The sequence below is a fragment of the uncultured Rikenella sp. genome, from assembly GCF_948810725.1.
Taxonomy (GTDB): Bacteria; Bacteroidota; Bacteroidia; order Bacteroidales; family Rikenellaceae; genus Rikenella.
Genome location: NZ_CAQIVA010000038.1, coordinates 1 through 17,180, shown reverse-complemented (window position 1 = coordinate 17,180; position 17,180 = coordinate 1). Strand labels below are relative to the sequence as shown.

Below are 17,180 nucleotides of genomic sequence, written 5' to 3'. Positions count from 1 at the left end.
GAGTTGCAGCCCGCCGCGTGGGGTGGCGGCGAACTGCGCGGCTCAAAGAGCCGCAGATGCTCGGCCCAAAGCAAAGCCCAAATCCAAGCCCCACTCTCAGCCCAGCGCGGCGGGAAAACCGGTTACGGTTTTCCCGCCCAAAACAGACACAGCCCCAAGCTCGCCCCAGTTTTCCGCCCCGTGTCAGTCTCACTGCGGCTCCGCTGTCGCTCCGCCGCACTTGCCGTCGCCCGCTGGGATTTCATCTCGATTTTGCTCACCGCAAAACGAGTGAAATCCCTTTTTAGGCGGACGGGTGACGGCGTTTTCGCACACGGTCGAGTTTTTCCGCGCGCCATTCTTTGTTCGCGCGCCGGGGAAATCTTGTCAAAACGTGCCAGCACATTTTGACGATTTCCCTTTTAAGGCGACGGCGCGCGGTCGAGCTTTGACCCGCCTAAAACTGGCCTCGGGCCGGCCGGGCCCCACGTCCCGTGGACGGAAAATGCTCACGCATTTCAACTGGCAGCCTCTACCCCAACAACTAACGACAGCCTCGGCCCATCCTCATGGCCCGAGCAAGCAAAAACCCAACTGACCGCCCGACAATTCACCACACACATTGCACCGTAAGAAAATTTATCTATCTTTGGGTGCTGTTTTCAACCCGACTCGCTCGCCGAAGCACTCACCCTGTCAAAGCGCGGTTCGCAGAAGCGAGACTTTCACATCGAAAACATTCCTCTTTCACACACCTTAATATTCCACGCCTCTCGGGGCGTACCGCGAGACCCGACCGCGCACCCTCTACCGACCGAACAGCGGAGAGCACGGAACGATACCGCCCATGCGGCGAACCGTGTCGCGGAACGACTAAGGTGCGAACAACCGCAATTTATATCACGTATGTCAGATAAAGAAACGCTGAAACGGCTGTCGCTCGGGCAGTTGCGTTCGATGGCCGAGGCCGCAGGGGTGGTCACCGGCAAAAAATATGTCAAAAAACAGGAGCTGATCGCCCGGCTGTTGGGCGAAGCTTACGACGAGACGGAGGAGACTCCGGAGGAGGCGAAAGAAACGCCTCGCGCGGCTGCCGAAAACCAGAAAATCGCCCCCGCTGCGACCGACGAGGGGCAGGAGCGGAGACGGCGCAGGCGGATGACGACACAGGAGGGAGAGACGACGGAAACGACTGTTAATCAGGCGAATTGGGGGACACAGACCGGCGGACAGCAGGAGACCTACCGGACGGCCAGACCGGAAGCCGGCGCACGCGGAGGAAACATCAGAAGCAGTTACAGCGCCAGCCCGGAAAAAACCGCACAGGAACACGGAGGACAGGGACAGGTGCCGCAGGGGGGAGGCTATGCGCCGCGGTACGGAAACAACTATAACAACAATTACAACAACCGGGAGAACAACCGGGGGCGGTACGGCAACACCCCGAACACGGCGGGCGACGGGCAGGGAGTTCAGTCGGCGGGCAACGAACAGCCGCGCAAGATCGACCACCAGAACGATTTTCTGGGCATCATCGACTGCGAAGGGGCGCTGGAGGTGATGCCGGACGGATACGGATTCCTGCGGTCGGCCGACTACAACTACCTCAACTCGCCGGACGACGTCTACGTCTCGCCGGCACAGATCAAAAGCTACGGCCTGAAACAGGGGGATACGGTCAAGGGGATCATCAAACCGCCGAGAGAGGGCGAAAAATACTTCCCGCTGGTCAAGGTGATCGAGGTCAACGGCTTGGCGCCGGAGATGGTGCGCGACCGGATTCAGTTCGAATACCTCACGCCGCTCTTTCCGGAGACCAAATTCGACATCACGGACAAGGGGCACAACAATCTGTCCACCCGAATCGTCGACCTCTTCGCGCCGATCGGGAAGGGGCAGCGGGCACTGATCGTGGCACAGCCGAAAACGGGTAAAACCATGCTGCTCAAGGCGATTGCGAATGCCATTGCGGACAACCATCCGGAGGCGTACATGATCATGCTGCTGATCGACGAACGGCCGGAGGAGGTGACGGATATGGCCCGGAGTGTCAAGGCGGAGGTGATCGCGTCGACGTTCGACGAACAGGCGTCGCGGCATGTCAAGGTGGCGGAGATGGTGCTCGAAAAGGCGAAACGGATGGTCGAGTGCGGACACGATGTAGTGATCTTCCTCGACTCGATCACGCGGCTGGCGCGGGCTTACAATACGGTGCAACCGGCGTCGGGCAAGGTGCTGTCGGGAGGGGTGGACGCCAATGCGCTCCACAAACCGAAACGGTTCTTCGGGGCGGCCAGAAACACGGAGGAACGGGGTTCGCTGACGATTATCGCGACGGCGCTGATCGACACGGGTTCCAAGATGGACGAGGTGATTTTCGAAGAGTTCAAGGGGACGGGGAACATGGAGCTGCAACTCGACCGGAAGCTCTCGAACAAGCGAATCTATCCGGCGGTGGACATTACGGCTTCGTCTACGCGGCGGGACGACCTGCTGCTCGACCGGGACACGCTCCAGAAGATATGGATCCTGCGTCGCCACCTGACGGATATGAACTCGGTGGAGGCGATGGAGCTGGTCAAGAAGCAGATGGAGGGGACGGTCTCGAACGAGGAGTTCCTGGCGACGATGAACAAGTAGAGCGCAGACATTGGGTTGGACTGTCGGCAATGCGTAAGCATCCGTCTAAAGTTTTTTCGGTTCTTTTTGTTCACAAAAAGAACAGTCCCCTCAAACCATCGCACGCCACGCCTTGGGAGGGAAATCTTGTCAAAACGCACAAAGTGCATTTTGACAAGATTTCCCCAGGCGCGCACCAAGAACTGGGCCGAACAGGTTAAGCGATACGCAGTATCGCTCCGTCCCGCCGGGGTCACCCGGACGCCGCCCGCGCAGGGCAGTTCCGTCCGGCTCGAAGCTCGATCCGCGCGCCACGCCTAAAAGAGCGATTCATCTATTTCGGCGGTAGCCGAATATAGATGAATCGCGCAAGGCGCGCGAAAAAAGTGGCGGAGCGAAAGCGGAGCCGCAGTGAGGCTGACACGGGGCGGAGAACTGGGGCGAGCTTTGGGCTTTGCTTGTTCTTCAGGCGGGAAAACCGTATCCGGTTTTCCCGCCGCGCTGGGCTGAGCGTGGGGCTGTGGGTTGGGCTGAACTGTTGGCCGTGTTCCTGCGACCCGTTGGATCGCGCAGTCCGCCGCCACTCCACGCGGCGAACTGCTTAAGCAAAGAGTACACGCCCCCGTTTATTCCGAGAGGCAACGCAACTGAAAACCGTAGGCACGAGGACTGCCGCCGTTAGGAATAAGGCTTTGCGGATGGAAGTATAAGAACATGCCGCCGGTCTCATCTATCGTAGAACACCAGCTGTACCCGTGGCTGCCGAGATTGTTCAAAAGGCCCGAGTACGCGTGGCGGCAGCCCGGGGCGGGGCCGATCGGCACTCGAAAGCCGACCGGTGACGAATCAGCGGCTGCTGGCCAACCGTTTGCAAATCCGCTTCACGAAACCCGGCCCTTCGTAAATAAAACCCGAATAGAGCTGCACCAGCGAAGCACCCGCCTCCAACATCGCCTCCGCATCCTCGACACTCATCACCCCGCCCACACCGATAATCGGAAGCCGGCCACCCGTCTTTTCACGGATATAACGCACCATCTCCCGCGACCGGACCGTCAGCGGCGCGCCGCTCAGTCCCCCCTTGCCGATCCCGGCGACACGAGCCTCGTCCGTCGCCAACCCCTCGCGCGAAGTCGTCGTGTTGGTCGCCACGATGCCGTCGATCTTGCACGTCTCGACCACCTCGATCATCCGGTCGACCTGTTCGCGCGTCAGGTCGGGCGATATTTTGAGCAGAATCGGCCGATAGTCGGACTGCCCCTGCCGAAACTCCTTGAGCGGTTCGAGGATCGCCACCGTCGAGTCGGTGCTCTGCAACGCCGTCAGGTTCACCACGTTCGGGCAGCTGACATTCACCACGAAATAGTCCACGTAATCGTACAACGCGCGAAACGCCCGGAGGTAGTCGGCCGGAGCCTCCTCGTTCGGCGTGAGGCTGTTTTTGCCGATATTTCCGCCCACGATCAACCCCGGACGCCGGTGGCGGAGATTCCGGACGGCGTGTTGCACCCCCCGGTTATTGAACCCCATGCGGTTGATAATGGCCCGGTCTTCGGGCAGGCGGAAACAGCGCGGTTTGGGATTGCCCCCCTGCCCCTTCGGGGTGACCGTCCCGATCTCGACGAAGCCGAAGCCCAGCGCACCCAGCATGTCGTACACCTCGGCGTCCTTGTCGAACCCGGCGGCCAGCCCGATCGGGTTGGGAAACTTCAGCCCCAGCACCTCGCGTTCCAACGCCGGCGAACGATAGCTGTAAATCGCCCGAAGCAGCGCCCGCGCGCCGGGCACATAGTGCAGCAGACGCAGCAGACGGACGATCAGGTGGTGGATGGTCTCCGGCTGGAGGCGGAAAAGAAGCGGTCGAAAGAAGCGATACATTTCGTTAGAAGCAAATAAAATCTTGCAAAGATACACAGTTAGGGGAGAAGAAAAAATCAGGGTGCCGGGATAAATGCTCGAAGAGGCAACGCAACTGAAAACCGTGGGCGCGGTTGTCCGAGTTGCTGGTGTTGAGGTTCTGCGAATTGAAATTCAAGTCCAGGCCGTTGATGCCGCTCGTGGCGGAAGACCAGCTGAACCCGTTGTTGCCGACGTTCACCGGTTCGCCCGAGTTTGCGTTGCGGTTGCCCGGGAGAAGGCGCGCGAGGCCAGCGGCCGCTGAGGGATTCCGCCCGAGCTGACGCCGCGGAGGGCGAAAGACCGGGGGCGGAGCGCTCTCGTTGGGCGAGAGGGGCTTAACTAACCGGGCCGTCCGCTTTCGGAAGGGCACGGAACCGGGTCAGTGGGCCGCTGAATTTATGTTCGCTCTGCCGCCGCCTCTCCGACGAAGCGGCGGCACTCCGGAACGGACACCCTGAATGAGAAAGAGCGCGGGCGAGGCGTTTTTGCCTTTGCTTTTGCCTTTGCCGAACGAAGATAGACAATTCCGGCGGAATACCGCTCGCGCCCGCCGCCGGAAGCCACCAGGAGGGCCCGTTTCCGACACACGCGGCTGGATTCCGGAGGCGGCGGCCGGGCGCTGCGGCGGCGGGATGCAGATTTTTTTTAGGATTTTTTATCTCTCTGTTTGGAGGTATCGGAAATTTGATTACTTTTGCATCGTCAAACAACGCTCGACGGGTTCGCCTGCGGGGGGCGGGCGACGAAAAAAATTCCTCGATAGCTCAGTTGGTTAGAGCACCTGACTGTTAATCAGGGGGTCCAAGGTTCAAGTCCTTGTCGAGGAGCTTCCTTACAAAACGAGGGACAACGCGATTCGTTGTCCCTCGTTTTTCTTTTTACCGGCCGACCTTATCCGATCGACAACTCGACGGTCTCCGTGACGCCGATCTCCCGGACAAAACGGTCGTCGTGCGAAATGACGACCAACGACCCGCGATAGTCACGAAGCGTGTCGGTCAGAATCGCGAGGCTGTCGATATCGAGGTGGTTGGTGGGTTCGTCGAGCAGCACGATGGCGGGGTCGTGGAGAGTCCACCCGGCCAGCAGGGTCTTGGTGCGCTCGCCGCCGCTCAGGGCGTCGGAGGGGGTGTCGAGGGCAACGTGGCTCAGGCCCCATGCGTCCAGGGCGGCGCGACTCTGCGCTTCGATCTCCCAGTCGTCGCCGAGCGTTTCGAAATCGTCCGGTTCGACGGAGCCGGAACAAATGGCGTGCAGGGCCCGCAATTTATGGGCTATGCCGAGCAGTTCGGCGACGTTCCGCCGGTCGGAGGCGGTCTGCTGGGCAACGAGATAGGGGGTCGACGAGCGGACGAGGCTGCCGGCCGCGGGGGACAACCGACCGGCCAGCAGGTGCAGCAGGGTCGTTTTCCCGGCTCCGTTGGGGCCGATCAGGGAGACTTTCGCGCCTTCGGGCACGGAGAGGGTCAGGTTCTCGAACAAAAATGGAGAATGGGGGTGGTGACGGTACGAAATACCGTTCGCGATAAGACTCATATGGAATAAACGATCGAATGGTGTGCCTCCGCGATGCGGAGGCCCGGTGAAACCTGAATGCGGGTCTGAAGGCGGCATCGGCTCCTCGGAACCGGCCTATCGAACGTTTATGTTCATCGGAGTAGAGTTTGATTTCGGGGACAAACGTAAGCAAATAATCTCAACGGATCAACCGGTTTCCTCTTCCCCCGACGGGTCGGGCTACGGCAGGCGGAGATGAACCACGTGGGAGGAGAGGTGGCCTGCGGGGCTGTATGGATGATGCCGCGGCGGTTCCGTTGGGGTTCGCCGGGGCTTTTCGCGCCGTTTGGGGGACGAGGAGGGGCTGGGGCGCATGACGAAGGGACGAAGGAGCAAAAAGGCGATGATCGTGCCTAACAAAAGGGTCGGTATGAGTTCCGGGGTTGTCATGGGGATATTTTCTAACATCATTATATAAATAGGTGAGGGCTGGACTGTCACATATCAAGTTTCGTGCAAGAATGGATCGGATGGGGGTTTTCTGTCAAACGGGGCAAGGGGATCGCCGGGATTTCGGAAGTTTTTGGGGTTTTGTTTTTTAGGGGTGGCATAGCCCCGGGCTACCGCGATGCGGGAAACAACGATCTATTCGGGGCGCTGGGCCTCGTCGGAAATCACATAGCCAGCTGGTCTGCTTCGGCTAACGGGGCCTACGGTCTATATGTATATTCCTACAAGCATTACTTCGGTACCGGCGGATCGGGCCACCGTGCTCACGGTCTTCCGTTGCGTTGCCTATCGGAATAAACGGACGCACAGCGTCTTTTAATGCCAGCCTCTACCCCAAAACGGGCCACCCTACCTTTTTTAATTTGACTTTGGCAGCCGGACGCCCGGGAGGTATCGCAATTTTCGACGCGGAGCGGCGTGTTGCGGGCCTCCCGTGGGGAGGCGTCCGGCCCGCGCGACTCTGCGAGTCGCAAGAGCATTACCCCCTTTTATGAGAAATCTGTCTTTCGGTTTCGGGCTGCGCGCTCCGGGGGTGGGCCGAACGGCCCAGCGCGCAGGCCCGGCGGTTCTTCGAACCGCAAAAGCACGGCCCATTCGTCCTCGGGCGCCGGGGGGCGCGCCCGAGGACGACGATTCCTCGCGGAATCGTGCTATTCGCTCTTAGCCTATAGCAATTCGCCGCCAGCGGGGAGTGCAACGAGCCTCGACGAGTTGCAGTCCGCCGCGTGGGGTGGCGGCGAACTGCGCGGCTCGAAGAGCCGCAAGAGCTCGGCCAACAATTCAGCCCGATTCGCAGTTCAAAACTCGCCCCCAATTCTGTCGGGGTCGACCTGTCGCCCATCCCCCCCCGAGCGGCAAAGCCGCTGGGCGACAGGACCGACGGTTCGGAGAACCGCGCTACTCGCTCTCAGTTCAAGCGGACGAAGCCTGCGAGGCCCAAAACGAGCATGGCGAGTTGCGGGCCTCCGCGGTCGGAGGCTTCGGCCCGCGCGACTCTGCGAGTCGCAAGAGCATAGCCCAAAGCTCCCCCCAGTTCTCCGCCCCGTGTCAGCCTCACTGCGGCTCCGCTGGCGCTCCGCCGCTTTTTGCCGTCGCCCGCGGCAATTCTTGCCGGATTGGCCAAGTGCCAACCGGCAGAATATGCCATCTTTAAGCGGGCGGGCGCGCCCACAGGGCGTTTTACTGGCAGCCTCGGCCCTATTCTCCGCGCGCGGGCCTCACTTAGAACGTAGGGGGAACACCGACAAAACACTCAACGAAGCTCGCCATCTATCCGAGAACCGACGGTGCGAAAGAATTTTAACCCTCGGAAAGCTATTCTTCCACCGAATGGCACTATTTTTGTGACTTCACAAACCCGATATATCCATTAACCCACGAAAAAAGATGAAACGATTACTGATTCTGGGCGCTGTGGCGACCCTCGTCGCTGCTTGCGGCCCGAAACAAAACGCGAAACCCGATCCGCTGGTCGTGGCGAACGACTCGCTCTCGCAGGTGATCGCCGCCAAAGACTCGATCATCAACGACGCCTTCAACAGCATCGGCGAAATCGCGGCCAGCATAGACCGAATCGCTGAACACGAACGGCTGGTGACCGCTGCGGCCGCCTCAGGAACCGAGCTCTCGAAACCGATGAAAGAGCGAGTGGCGGAAAACATCACAGCCATCAGCGAACTGCTCGACAAAAACCGCGCGGCGATCGCCCGGTTGCAGGTGTCGGCCGACAAACTCAAAGAGGCCCGCGTGCAGATCGGAGGACTCGAACGGCTCATCACCCAGTTGCAGGAACAGCTCGACCAAAAGAACACCCAACTCGCGTCGCTGACCGACCAGGTAAAGGCTCTGAAGGTCGAAATCGCTGCGCTGGGACATACGGTCACCAACCTCGAACAGGACAAAACCGAATTGCAGGGAGCCGTAGCCGAACAGGATGCCCAGCTGCACACGGTCTACTACATCGTCGGGAAGGAAAAAGAGCTGCTCGACGACCAGATCATCGACAAGAAGGGCTTTATCGGACGCACCCGCGTGATGAACGATCAGGCCAAGCTGGACGACTTCACGGTTGCCGACGACCGGGTGATCGAACGGATTCCGATCGGCAAAAACCGGGTGCGGATCGTCACGATTCACCCCGAAACGAGCTATATCCTCATCAAGGGCGACAACAACCAGATCGAAGAGTTGGTGATTACCGACAAGGACGCTTTCTGGCAGAACTCCAGAATGTTGGTCATCTCGCACAGATAGACGACACGGCCACTCAACGAGTCGACCGGGGCTTCTCTTCCACGCAAGAGGAGCCCCGGCCTTTTTTATTTTGCCCGGGCCGTTTTGCCGGCGACCGGGGAGACGTTATTTTTGTAACCGACTTTTACACCCCCCGACTATGAAAATCGGAAACCTGGAGCTGGGCCCCGTGCCGCTCTTTCTGGCCCCCATGGAGGATGTCACCGACCCGTCGTTCCGCTACGTCTGCAAGCGGTTCGGGGCGGACATGATGTACACGGAGTTCGTCTCGGCCGACGGGCTGATCCGCGATGCGCGCAAGTCGCTCGCAAAGCTCCGGCTGGCGGACGAGGAGCGTCCGATCGGGATCCAGATCTACGGCAACGAGATCGAACCGATGGTCGAGGCGGCGAGGATGGCCGAGGCGGCGGGGCCGGAGGTGATCGACATCAATTTCGGATGCCCGGTCAAAAAGATTGCGGGGCGGGGAGCCGGGTCGGGCATGATGCGCGATGTCCCCAAGATGGTGGAGATGACGAGGCGGATCGTACAGGCGGTGAGGTTGCCGGTGACGGTCAAGACGCGGCTGGGGTGGGACGAGGAGTCGAAAAACATCGAGGAGATCGCCCTGCGGTTGCAGGACGTGGGGATTCAGGCACTGACGATCCACGGGCGGACGCGGGCGCAGCTCTATCGGGGCGAGGCGGACTGGACGCTGATCGGGGCGGTGAAGAACCATCCGTCGATCCGGATTCCGATCATCGGCAACGGGGATATCGATTCGGGGCCGAAGGCGGCGCAGATGCTGGAGCGTTACGGGGTGGACGGGCTGATGATCGGGCGGGCGACTTTCGGGCGGCCGTGGATTTTCCGCGAGGTGCGGCACTTTCTGGAGACGGGGGAGGAGCTTCCGCAGCCGACGGTAAGGGAGCGGGTGGCGCTGGCTCGGGATCACCTGGCGCGGTCGGTGGAGCTCAAGGGGGAGCGGACGGGGGTCTTGGAGATGCGCCGGCACCTGAGCAGCTATTTCAAGGGGTTGCCGGACTTCCGCGAAACGCGGGCCCGGCTGGTGACGGAGCCTGAGGCGGAGGGGGTGGCCCGCTTGCTCGACTACATCGAGGAACGGTGGGGTGAATGGGATGCGAGGGGCATGGTGCCGCCGTTCATCTACGAGAGGCCGTAACGGGGCTCTCGGGGCCCGTTTCCGAAGGTCGGATGGCCCGCCCCGGGCACTCGCTATCGCACGTCGGGGGAGTTGATGGGGGTCGGCGGGAATGGTTACAGCTGGGCGGCTGCAAGCAGGGGGGCCAATAGCCTGTTCTTGGATTTCAGCGTGCTGAATCTAAATCCGACGAGTGCATACTATCGGGTCTACGGTTTTCAGTTGCGGTGCCTCTCGGAATAAACGGGGCCGAAGAGCTTTCGACGGAACCGATTGGGGACTTAGAACCCGGACTTCTACTCATTTTTCTCATTCGAATTTTGCGAATCACGCGGCCCGCCCCGGGCTTCCGCGATGCGGGCTACTACGGACGATTGGGCACTCTGATGAGTGTCGGTCTGGACGGTTACAGCTGGGCTTCCACGGTCAGCGGTACCAATGGCATGAGCTTGGCTTTCAACGTGACGGAACTCTACCCCAGCGGTGCGTACAACCGCGCCTACGGTTTTCAGTTGCGTTGCCTCTCGGAATAAACGGGGCAGGCCCACGGTGGGCAAAGGGCTGGAGCTACCCTATTCGGACTTGACAGCGGGTCGGACGCCCGGGAGGAACCGCAACTCTCGGCGCGAAGCGACGTGTTGCGGGCCGCCCGTGGGCAGGCGGCCGGCCCGCGCGGTTCTGCGAACCGCAACTACAACGCCCCATTCACCGCCCAGTCTGTCGGGTTCGTCCTCGCCCTGTTTGCAAAAGTTCGCCGCCAGCGGTGAGTGCAACGAGCTCCGTCGAGTTGCAGCCCGCCGCGTGGGGTGGCGGCGGACTGTGCGACCCAAAGGATCGCAAAAGCATGGACAACAGCTCAGTCCAATCCACAGCCCAATTCTCCGCCCCGTGTCCGCCTCACTGCGGCTCCGCTGTCGCTCCGCCGGTGCCGCTCGGCACTCGTAAAGATAAGCATATCTACTCCTAAACGTCGCCCGCTGGGATTTCATCTCGATTTTGCTCACCGCAAAACGAGTGAAATCCCTTTTTAAGCGGGCGGGCGACGGATTTTTTGCGCACCACTCTTTTTTCGCGCGCCTGCGCGATTCATTCTATTTCGGCTCACCGCCGAAATGATTGAATCGCTTCTTTAGGCGGCGGCGCGCGTCTTCGCCAACAGGAGGGTACTGCGCTCGGGCCGCGCGGGCCCCACGTCCCGTGGACGGGAAATGCTTGCGCATTTCCACTGGCCGCCTCTACCCCCGTTCTCTGTTCGCGCGCCTTGGGAAATCTTGTCAAAACGCGCCAGCGCATTTTGACGATTTCCCTCCTAAGGCGTGGCGCGCGTCTGTTCGACAGGAGGGGACTGCGCTCGGGCCGCGCGGGCCCCACGTCCCGTGGACGGGAAATGCTCGCGCATTTCCACTGGCAGCATCTACCCCCGTTCTCTGTTCGCGCGCCGGGGAAATCTTGTCAAAACGCACAAAGTGCATTTTGACGATTTCCCTCTTTAGGCGGCGGCGCGCGAGCAACTGGAAAGTAATAACGGCCGCGCGCCATGACGCGAACGCGTCGGCCAAGCGGGCCCCCACGTCCCGTGGACGGTTCGCTACGGCAGCCTCGGCCCACGTTCTTTGTTCGCGCGCCAAAACCGCATCGAATGGAAGGCCAAAACAAAAGCCGCATCGGGTGGCTCCCGATGCGGCTCGCTTATCTGAGAACAAGGCGATAGCCTTGTCCAATCCTATTTCAAGATCACGTCGCTCTGACCGACCATCTGGCCGTCCACATAGACCATCACGGTGTATTGCCCCGCATACAGACCCGTGATGTCATAGTAGATGCTCACAGGCAGATCGTCGCCCTGATAGTCCACCACACGTTTAGCGGTGTACGGGATCGATTCGCCGGCGAAGGTAAACCGACCGCCGTCAGGCGATCCCAGAATATCCGCTTCCGGCGTAATCACGCGAACGTATACGGTACGTTCCCCAGGAATGGCCACTTCGTTCGCCGTCAGGATAAACTCGGTGACGAGTTTTTCGGTCTGCTTAGCCCGGCTGACGAGTTTGTTCCGTTTGCTGTATGCCAGCAAGGCGACATCCCGTGCCCGAAGCTGCGATGCCCGTTTCACTTTATTGTTCAGTTCCTGGGTCATCTCTTCGGCGGCTTCGGCCCGCAGCCGGTAGGAGGACATCTCGCGTTTGAAGCGCATGTTTTCGCCCACGAGCTGCTGATTGAGCCGGTTCAGGGAGTCGATCTGACGCACGAAGCCCTGCATAGTCGCCCGAAGTGTCCCGAGTTCGCGTTCGTACTTCTTGATTTTGGCGTAGTTCCAGCCGCGTTCCTTCTTGAGCCGATCGAGGAGCGAGTCGGCGATGTGCCGCTGCTGCATGAGCGCGATGTTCATCGTATCGTTGTCGACTTTGAGGTCGCCCATCTGGCCGAGCAGAACGGTCAGCCGATTGGTCAGGGTATCGCGTTCTTCGGTGATTCCGATCTGATCCCGCTTGAGCTCCTGCACTTGTTTCCAGAAGAAGAACGAGATCACGGCCAGAACGATCAGCAGAATGATGATCGCGATCTTCAGCCCTTTGACCGATCCGTTGCCGTCGTGCTGCGGATAGTCGTTGTAGTCGTAGTCGTTGTCGTTATACTCCATAATCTCTCTGTGTGTTAGAAAGCTGTCGTTTTTCGTTTCGCGCGCCGGCGACTCCACCTATAATATATGAAATCCCGACTGATCACACTAACAAACGGCGTGCCACCGATACGGCTTCCGTTCGGAACGAAACCGCACGGAACACGATTTATGGCAGAAAAAACGGCTCTTGCCATGCGCCGGAAGTTGTCGTGACCGCTACAATTTCGGTGCAAGATAGATAAAAATTCGGATACCAAAAAACTTTTTTTCTGACACTCCATATTTTTCCCTAAAAAGGAGCCATTACCGGAATTATTCGAATACCCCCTTTATTTTAATCACAATTTTCACTAACTTGCGCCGCTCTTCACGAGACTGGAACGAACGTAATAAAACCCACATACAGAATAACTTAACTTCTTTTTATGACAACCAACCAATCCATTCTCAGCACACCGACGGACGAAAATATGAGCGTTGTGGCTTACAAGGCTTTTATGCTCAAACGGCGTATCATCCTGACTTTGGCGACGGAGGGGGACTGTACGATCGCCGATTTGTCGAGAATCCTGAATGTCAGCAATCCGACGATCACGAAGCTGGTCGGGGAGTTGATCCGCGAGGGGTTCGTGCGCGACCAGGGGAAGATCGAAACGGGCGGAGGACGGAGGCCCTGTGCGTTCGGGCTGGTGTCGGATGCGGGCTATTTTCTCGGGGTGACGATCCAGGAGGGGGAGCTCGGTTTCGGGGTGATCGACCTGAATAAAAACACGGTGACGGTGACGCAGCATGTGCCGTTCACGTACCATACGAATGCGCAGTTTCTGGATAATCTGGCGGCGCGGATCGAGGAGTTCATCGAGTCGCTGGGGGCGGCGGCGCGCGAAAAGATTCTCGGGATGGGGATTGCGGTCAAGGGACGGGTCGATGCGTCGTCGGGGATCATCTATAATGCGATCAACATCGACGGCTATCCGCTGGCGCGGCTGATCCACGAAAAAACGGGGATCGAAACGGTGGTCGAAAACGACACGCGGGCGATGACGTATGCGGAGTACCTGAACGGGGATCGGAACGAAGTGCAGAATGCGCTCTTCATCAATATCGGCCGGGGGATCGGGGTCGGGATCATCGTGGGCGGGAAGCTCTACTACGGAAAGTCGGGCTTCTCGGGCGAATTCGGGCACATTCCGTTCTTCGACAACGAAAAGATCTGTCAGTGCGGCAAAAAGGGGTGTCTGGAGACGGAGGCGTCGGGGATGGCGCTCGAAACGAGCTTTGCGGAGAGCTTGCGCGACGGGGCGTCGTCGATCCTGTCGGATAAGTTCGAACGGGGCGAAACGGTCACGATGCAAGATATCATCAAGGCGACGGAGAGCGACGATGTGCTCTCGATCGACTTGATTACGGATGTGGGCGAGAAGCTGGGACGGGGGATCAGCGTGCTGATCAACCTGTTCAATCCGGAGCTGGTGGTGATCGGGGGGCCGCTGGCGGAGGTGAGCGATTATCTGATGTTGCCGATCCGCACGGCGCTGAACAAATATTCGCTGCGGCTGGTGACGCGGGACACGACGCTGCGCATCTCGACGCTGGGCGAGACGGCGGGGGTATTGGGGGCTGCTCTCCTGACGCGGAACCGGATGCTGGGGATCCTCTAAAGGACACGTTCGGCGTTCCGGGCGCCTTGTATCGGCCTGAGGCGCTCCTCAGGGCGGGCTTGTATTATTACGGTCTCGGCACGCTTTGCGCGCGAACTGATGAATGGGGCGAGGCGGCCAATAAAACGCCCTGTGGGCGCGCCCGCCCGGCGTAAGGGCAGTACCCTCCCGTAGGACAGACGCGCGCCACGCCTAAAGGAGCGATTCAGCGATTTCGGCGGTAGCCGAATAGAGATGAATCGCGCAAGGCGCGCGGAAAATGCGGCGGAGCGAAAGCGGAGCCGCAGTGAGGCGAACACGGGGCGGAGAACTGGGCTGTGCTTTGGGCTGCGACTGTTCTTCGGGCGCGAAAACCGGCTACGGTTTTCGCGCCGCGCTGGGCCGAGCATGGGGCTTGGCTGGGGCGGTGGGTTGGGCTGGAATCTGGGCCGAAAGCGAGTAGCTGAGTCCCCGTGTCAACGGTCGGCCCGCAGCCCCCGGATGCGGAGGGGACGCACAGCGTCTTTTACTGGCCGCCTCGGCCTTAATATTCGTTCTCCGCTGGCTGCGGTCGAGAACGCACCTCGCAGAATGGGGGCGGTTGAATGGGTTGTGCTTTTGCGGTTCGTAGAACCGCCGGGCCTGCGCGCTGGGCTTTCGGTCCACCCCAGGAGCGCGCAGCCCGAATCTGACAGGAAAGGGCATTGTCAAACGGGTCGGACGCCCAGGAGATGCTATCATGGGGTAGAGGCGGCCAGTAAAAGACGCTGTTCGTCCCTCCCGAGGGGAGGCGTCCGGCCCGCGCGGCTCTTTGAACCGCAGGAGCACAACTAGGGTAGAAGCTGCCGGTTGTTAGGTAGTTCCAGCCAGCTTTCGAATGCTGAGCGGCACCGCCCCGGGCTACCGCGACGCAGGCAACGATGGGCGACCGGGGGGATTGATAAGCACTTGGAATGGCGGTTACATTTGGTCTTCCACATCCTACGATTCGGGTAACCATTACCGCAGTTGGTACTTGTACTTCGGCATGCAGAGCCTCGGCTCCAACGGCACGGGTTATCATGCCACCGGTCTTCAGTTGCGCTGCCTCTCGGAATAAACAGGGACGAGAGGCACACAAAAAAACGGCCGTCTCTACCCGAAACATGAACAAAAACGGCAACCCCGGGCTACCGCGACGCAGGCAATGTCGGGCGCATGGGCGCTCTGACGCACGTCGGCAACTATGGCTCCTGTTACTCGTCTTCAATCAGCGGCAGCAAAGGAGTATACTTGGACTTCAGCGCACCGAATCTCAGAATCGGTTACGCCAGTAGCCGCGGCCACGGTATTCAGCTGCGTTGCCTCTCGGAATAAAACGGGGCCGCTCGGCACCCAAAAAGATGGCTGGAACCACCCCAAGGGGCAGCCGCTACCCGAAAGCGACCCCAAGCAACTGGCCGCCTCGGCCCAAAAGCTTTCGAATGCCGGACAGCCCGAGACAGAGCATCTACGGGATTGAACGCACACCGCTGCCCGTTTTTTTTATAGAAAGAACTGATTATCATCAAATAAAATAGCCATGAGCAAACAAAACTTTTCGAACGATTTTCGGTACCTGCTGGCCCGGCTCGGGATCGGCATCGTCGCCTCGGTAGCCGTCACGGGGATTGCCGCCGGACTGCTCCACCTCGGATTCTGGAACTACTGGTGGACGCTGCTGGTAGGAGCCGCACTCGGCGGCATACTGTTCTACAAACGCTTCTTCGAAGCCCAACGGGCCATCTTCTGGGCCGGGATGATCCTGACCGCGCTGCCCGCCGCGGCGTTCCAATACACGCTCTTCTACACCGAAGACAAAGCCGCCGTATTCGACTCGCTGGGCGACTACAGCCCGACCGAAGACCATCACAGATTCCTCGAAATCGAACACTGGTACTACAGCACCGGCGACATGGGAGCCGTGGAGGTCACCACGGAACGCAGACGGCGGGACGGGTGACAGGCACCTCGAAACGGGTTTATGTGGCGGTTCCGATGTTCGTCGATTCGACGGATACGCAGCCCAAGGTCTGGATGGCGCTGGACTTCGACCAGAAAAAGGCCGACCGCATCTTCCGATCGGGCAACGACGATGATCTGATCGGGTTCGACCGCATCTGCTGCTTCGAACGCGTGTCGCCGTCGCTGGCCGACGACTTCCGAAGCGCGATCGACTACTGCGACGCGGACAGCATGAAATGCCTCCGCGACGAGGCGATTTTCCTCATGCCGCTCTACAAACCGTTCATCCCGCGCGGACAGTGGATGCTCTACAGCCTGTACACGCTGGCGGGGGCGATAGCGGGGATGGCGATTGTGGCGCTCTGTGTCCGCGATCCGGAAGAAGACGAAGACGAGGAAAATGAGACTGAGGAGGAAGAGAGCGACGAGAGAGAAGATAATTAAGGTAGAGCGGTCTGCTTTCGAAGCACACGAGCGGCGCGCCCCGGGCTACCGCGTCGCAGGCTCGGGCGAAGCGGCGAACGTCAGTTCCTTCGGATACTATTGGTCGTCGGCGACCAGCGACACTTTCGGAAAGCGTTTGGGTTTCAGCGCGACGTGGCTCGATCCTTGCGACGCATACGGTCGCGGTTACGGTTTTCAGTTGCGTTGCCTCTCGGAATAAACGGGGACGCTCGGCACCCGAATACTGGCTGGAACTACCCCAAGGGGCAGCCTCTACCCGACTGTAATTTAATTCCAGCGGTCGGAGCCAGCGGGGGCTGCATGAGCATAGCGAGGTTGCCGGCCGGCCGTGGACAGGCGACCAGTCTGAGCGACCCATAGGGTCGCAAGAGCTCAGCCCCATTTACTGATCATGTCTGTCGGGTTCGGGCTGCGCGCTCCCCGGGTGGGCCAAAGGCCCAGCGCGCAAGCCCGGCGGTTCTACGAACCGCAAGAGCAACGCCCATTCGCCCGCACCCTGTTTGCAGTCGCCGCCAACGGTGAGTACAACGAGCTCCGACGAGTTGCAGTCCGCCGCGTGAGATGGCAGCGA

At 60.0% G+C, this 17,180-nt stretch carries 16 protein-coding genes and 1 tRNA gene; 13 read left to right on the top strand and 4 right to left on the bottom strand.

The window, feature by feature from the left end:
* Positions 1 to 885: 885 nt before the first annotated feature.
* Positions 886 to 2,619 carry a transcription termination factor Rho gene (rho, locus tag Q9S52_RS08675; protein WP_304708830.1) on the top strand — a complete coding sequence of 578 codons (1,734 nt, stop codon included), beginning with the start codon at positions 886 to 888 and terminating at the stop codon, positions 2,617 to 2,619.
* A gap of 825 nt (positions 2,620 to 3,444) precedes the next feature.
* Here rho and Q9S52_RS08670 read toward each other — a convergent pair.
* Entirely contained in the window at positions 3,445 to 4,476 is a 1,032-nt protein-coding gene (locus Q9S52_RS08670; RefSeq protein WP_294594647.1) for a quinone-dependent dihydroorotate dehydrogenase, read from the bottom strand.
* A 4-nt stretch (positions 4,477 to 4,480) separates the two neighbouring features.
* Positions 4,481 to 4,696 (bottom strand): hypothetical protein, encoded by a 216-nt coding sequence (locus Q9S52_RS08665; RefSeq protein WP_304708829.1) that lies wholly within the window; start codon positions 4,694 to 4,696, stop codon positions 4,481 to 4,483.
* Positions 4,697 to 5,250: 554 nt separating this feature from the next.
* Between Q9S52_RS08665 and Q9S52_RS08660 the strand changes: the two genes are divergently transcribed.
* Positions 5,251 to 5,324 (top strand) — tRNA-Asn (locus tag Q9S52_RS08660).
* A 64-nt stretch (positions 5,325 to 5,388) separates the two neighbouring features.
* Here Q9S52_RS08660 and Q9S52_RS08655 read toward each other — a convergent pair.
* A complete protein-coding gene (locus tag Q9S52_RS08655) occupies positions 5,389 to 6,033 on the bottom strand; it encodes an ATP-binding cassette domain-containing protein (RefSeq protein ID WP_304708828.1) in 645 nt (214 codons plus the stop codon).
* A gap of 474 nt (positions 6,034 to 6,507) precedes the next feature.
* Between Q9S52_RS08655 and Q9S52_RS08650 the strand changes: the two genes are divergently transcribed.
* From Q9S52_RS08650 to Q9S52_RS08630, 5 genes are all read left to right on the top strand, one after another.
* Positions 6,508 to 6,801, top strand: coding sequence for a hypothetical protein (locus Q9S52_RS08650; protein ID WP_304708827.1), 294 nt, complete (start codon positions 6,508 to 6,510; stop codon positions 6,799 to 6,801).
* 1,089 nt (positions 6,802 to 7,890) lie between these two features.
* On the top strand, positions 7,891 to 8,757 hold the full coding sequence (locus Q9S52_RS08645) for a hypothetical protein (protein WP_300829431.1): 867 nt from the start codon (positions 7,891 to 7,893) through the stop codon (positions 8,755 to 8,757).
* Positions 8,758 to 8,896: 139 nt separating this feature from the next.
* A complete protein-coding gene (gene dusB / locus Q9S52_RS08640) occupies positions 8,897 to 9,919 on the top strand; it encodes a tRNA dihydrouridine synthase DusB (protein ID WP_300729064.1) in 1,023 nt (340 codons plus the stop codon).
* A gap of 75 nt (positions 9,920 to 9,994) precedes the next feature.
* Complete coding sequence (locus tag Q9S52_RS08635) at positions 9,995 to 10,141, top strand: hypothetical protein (RefSeq protein ID WP_297624640.1); 147 nt, start codon at positions 9,995 to 9,997, stop codon at positions 10,139 to 10,141.
* A gap of 77 nt (positions 10,142 to 10,218) precedes the next feature.
* On the top strand, positions 10,219 to 10,431 hold the full coding sequence (locus tag Q9S52_RS08630; protein WP_304708826.1) for a hypothetical protein: 213 nt from the start codon (positions 10,219 to 10,221) through the stop codon (positions 10,429 to 10,431).
* Positions 10,432 to 11,621: 1,190 nt separating this feature from the next.
* Here Q9S52_RS08630 and Q9S52_RS08625 read toward each other — a convergent pair.
* Positions 11,622 to 12,539: a hypothetical protein gene (locus Q9S52_RS08625; protein ID WP_294594714.1), complete on the bottom strand. Its 918-nt coding sequence runs from the start codon at positions 12,537 to 12,539 to the stop codon at positions 11,622 to 11,624.
* Between the two features lie 407 nt (positions 12,540 to 12,946).
* On the opposite strand from Q9S52_RS08625, the gene Q9S52_RS08620 reads away from it, so the two are divergent.
* The 6 genes from Q9S52_RS08620 to Q9S52_RS08595 all read left to right on the top strand — a co-directional run bounded on the left by Q9S52_RS08620 (position 12,947) and on the right by Q9S52_RS08595 (position 16,808).
* Positions 12,947 to 14,182: an ROK family transcriptional regulator gene (locus Q9S52_RS08620; protein WP_300729309.1), complete on the top strand. Its 1,236-nt coding sequence runs from the start codon at positions 12,947 to 12,949 to the stop codon at positions 14,180 to 14,182.
* Positions 14,183 to 15,038: 856 nt separating this feature from the next.
* Entirely contained in the window at positions 15,039 to 15,260 is a 222-nt protein-coding gene (locus Q9S52_RS08615) for a hypothetical protein (protein ID WP_304708825.1), read from the top strand.
* A 98-nt stretch (positions 15,261 to 15,358) separates the two neighbouring features.
* Positions 15,359 to 15,517 carry a hypothetical protein gene (locus Q9S52_RS08610; protein WP_304708824.1) on the top strand — a complete coding sequence of 53 codons (159 nt, stop codon included), beginning with the start codon at positions 15,359 to 15,361 and terminating at the stop codon, positions 15,515 to 15,517.
* Positions 15,518 to 15,722: 205 nt separating this feature from the next.
* The gene (locus Q9S52_RS08605; RefSeq protein ID WP_304708823.1) at positions 15,723 to 16,142 is read left to right on the top strand and encodes a hypothetical protein; all 420 of its coding nucleotides are present in this window, start codon (positions 15,723 to 15,725) and stop codon (positions 16,140 to 16,142) included.
* Positions 16,139 to 16,588 carry a hypothetical protein gene (locus Q9S52_RS08600; RefSeq protein WP_304708822.1) on the top strand — a complete coding sequence of 150 codons (450 nt, stop codon included), beginning with the start codon at positions 16,139 to 16,141 and terminating at the stop codon, positions 16,586 to 16,588. The genes Q9S52_RS08605 and Q9S52_RS08600 overlap by 4 nt, the downstream gene beginning before the upstream one ends.
* Complete coding sequence (locus Q9S52_RS08595; protein WP_304708821.1) at positions 16,545 to 16,808, top strand: hypothetical protein; 264 nt, start codon at positions 16,545 to 16,547, stop codon at positions 16,806 to 16,808. Before Q9S52_RS08600 ends, Q9S52_RS08595 begins: the two co-directional genes overlap by 44 nt.
* Positions 16,809 to 17,180: the final 372 nt, after the last annotated feature.

Bases quoted from the DNA above. Each gene is read 5' to 3' on its own strand.
- Q9S52_RS08655 (WP_304708828.1), bottom strand. From the start codon at position 6,033: ATGAGTCTTATCGCGAACGGTATTTCGTACCGTCACCACCCCCATTCT.
- Q9S52_RS08625 (WP_294594714.1), bottom strand. From the start codon at position 12,539: ATGGAGTATAACGACAACGACTACGACTACAACGACTATCCGCAGCAC.
- Q9S52_RS08645 (WP_300829431.1), top strand. From the start codon at position 7,891: ATGAAACGATTACTGATTCTGGGCGCTGTGGCGACCCTCGTCGCTGCT.
- Q9S52_RS08605 (WP_304708823.1), top strand. From the start codon at position 15,723: ATGAGCAAACAAAACTTTTCGAACGATTTTCGGTACCTGCTGGCCCGG.
- Q9S52_RS08620 (WP_300729309.1), top strand. From the start codon at position 12,947: ATGACAACCAACCAATCCATTCTCAGCACACCGACGGACGAAAATATG.
- Q9S52_RS08610 (WP_304708824.1), top strand. From the start codon at position 15,359: ATGGGCGCTCTGACGCACGTCGGCAACTATGGCTCCTGTTACTCGTCT.
- Q9S52_RS08615 (WP_304708825.1), top strand. From the start codon at position 15,039: ATGCTGAGCGGCACCGCCCCGGGCTACCGCGACGCAGGCAACGATGGG.
- Q9S52_RS08670 (WP_294594647.1), bottom strand. From the start codon at position 4,476: ATGTATCGCTTCTTTCGACCGCTTCTTTTCCGCCTCCAGCCGGAGACC.
- dusB (WP_300729064.1), top strand. From the start codon at position 8,897: ATGAAAATCGGAAACCTGGAGCTGGGCCCCGTGCCGCTCTTTCTGGCC.
- Q9S52_RS08595 (WP_304708821.1), top strand. From the start codon at position 16,545: ATGAGACTGAGGAGGAAGAGAGCGACGAGAGAGAAGATAATTAAGGTA.
- rho (WP_304708830.1), top strand. From the start codon at position 886: ATGTCAGATAAAGAAACGCTGAAACGGCTGTCGCTCGGGCAGTTGCGT.
- Q9S52_RS08635 (WP_297624640.1), top strand. From the start codon at position 9,995: ATGGGGGTCGGCGGGAATGGTTACAGCTGGGCGGCTGCAAGCAGGGGG.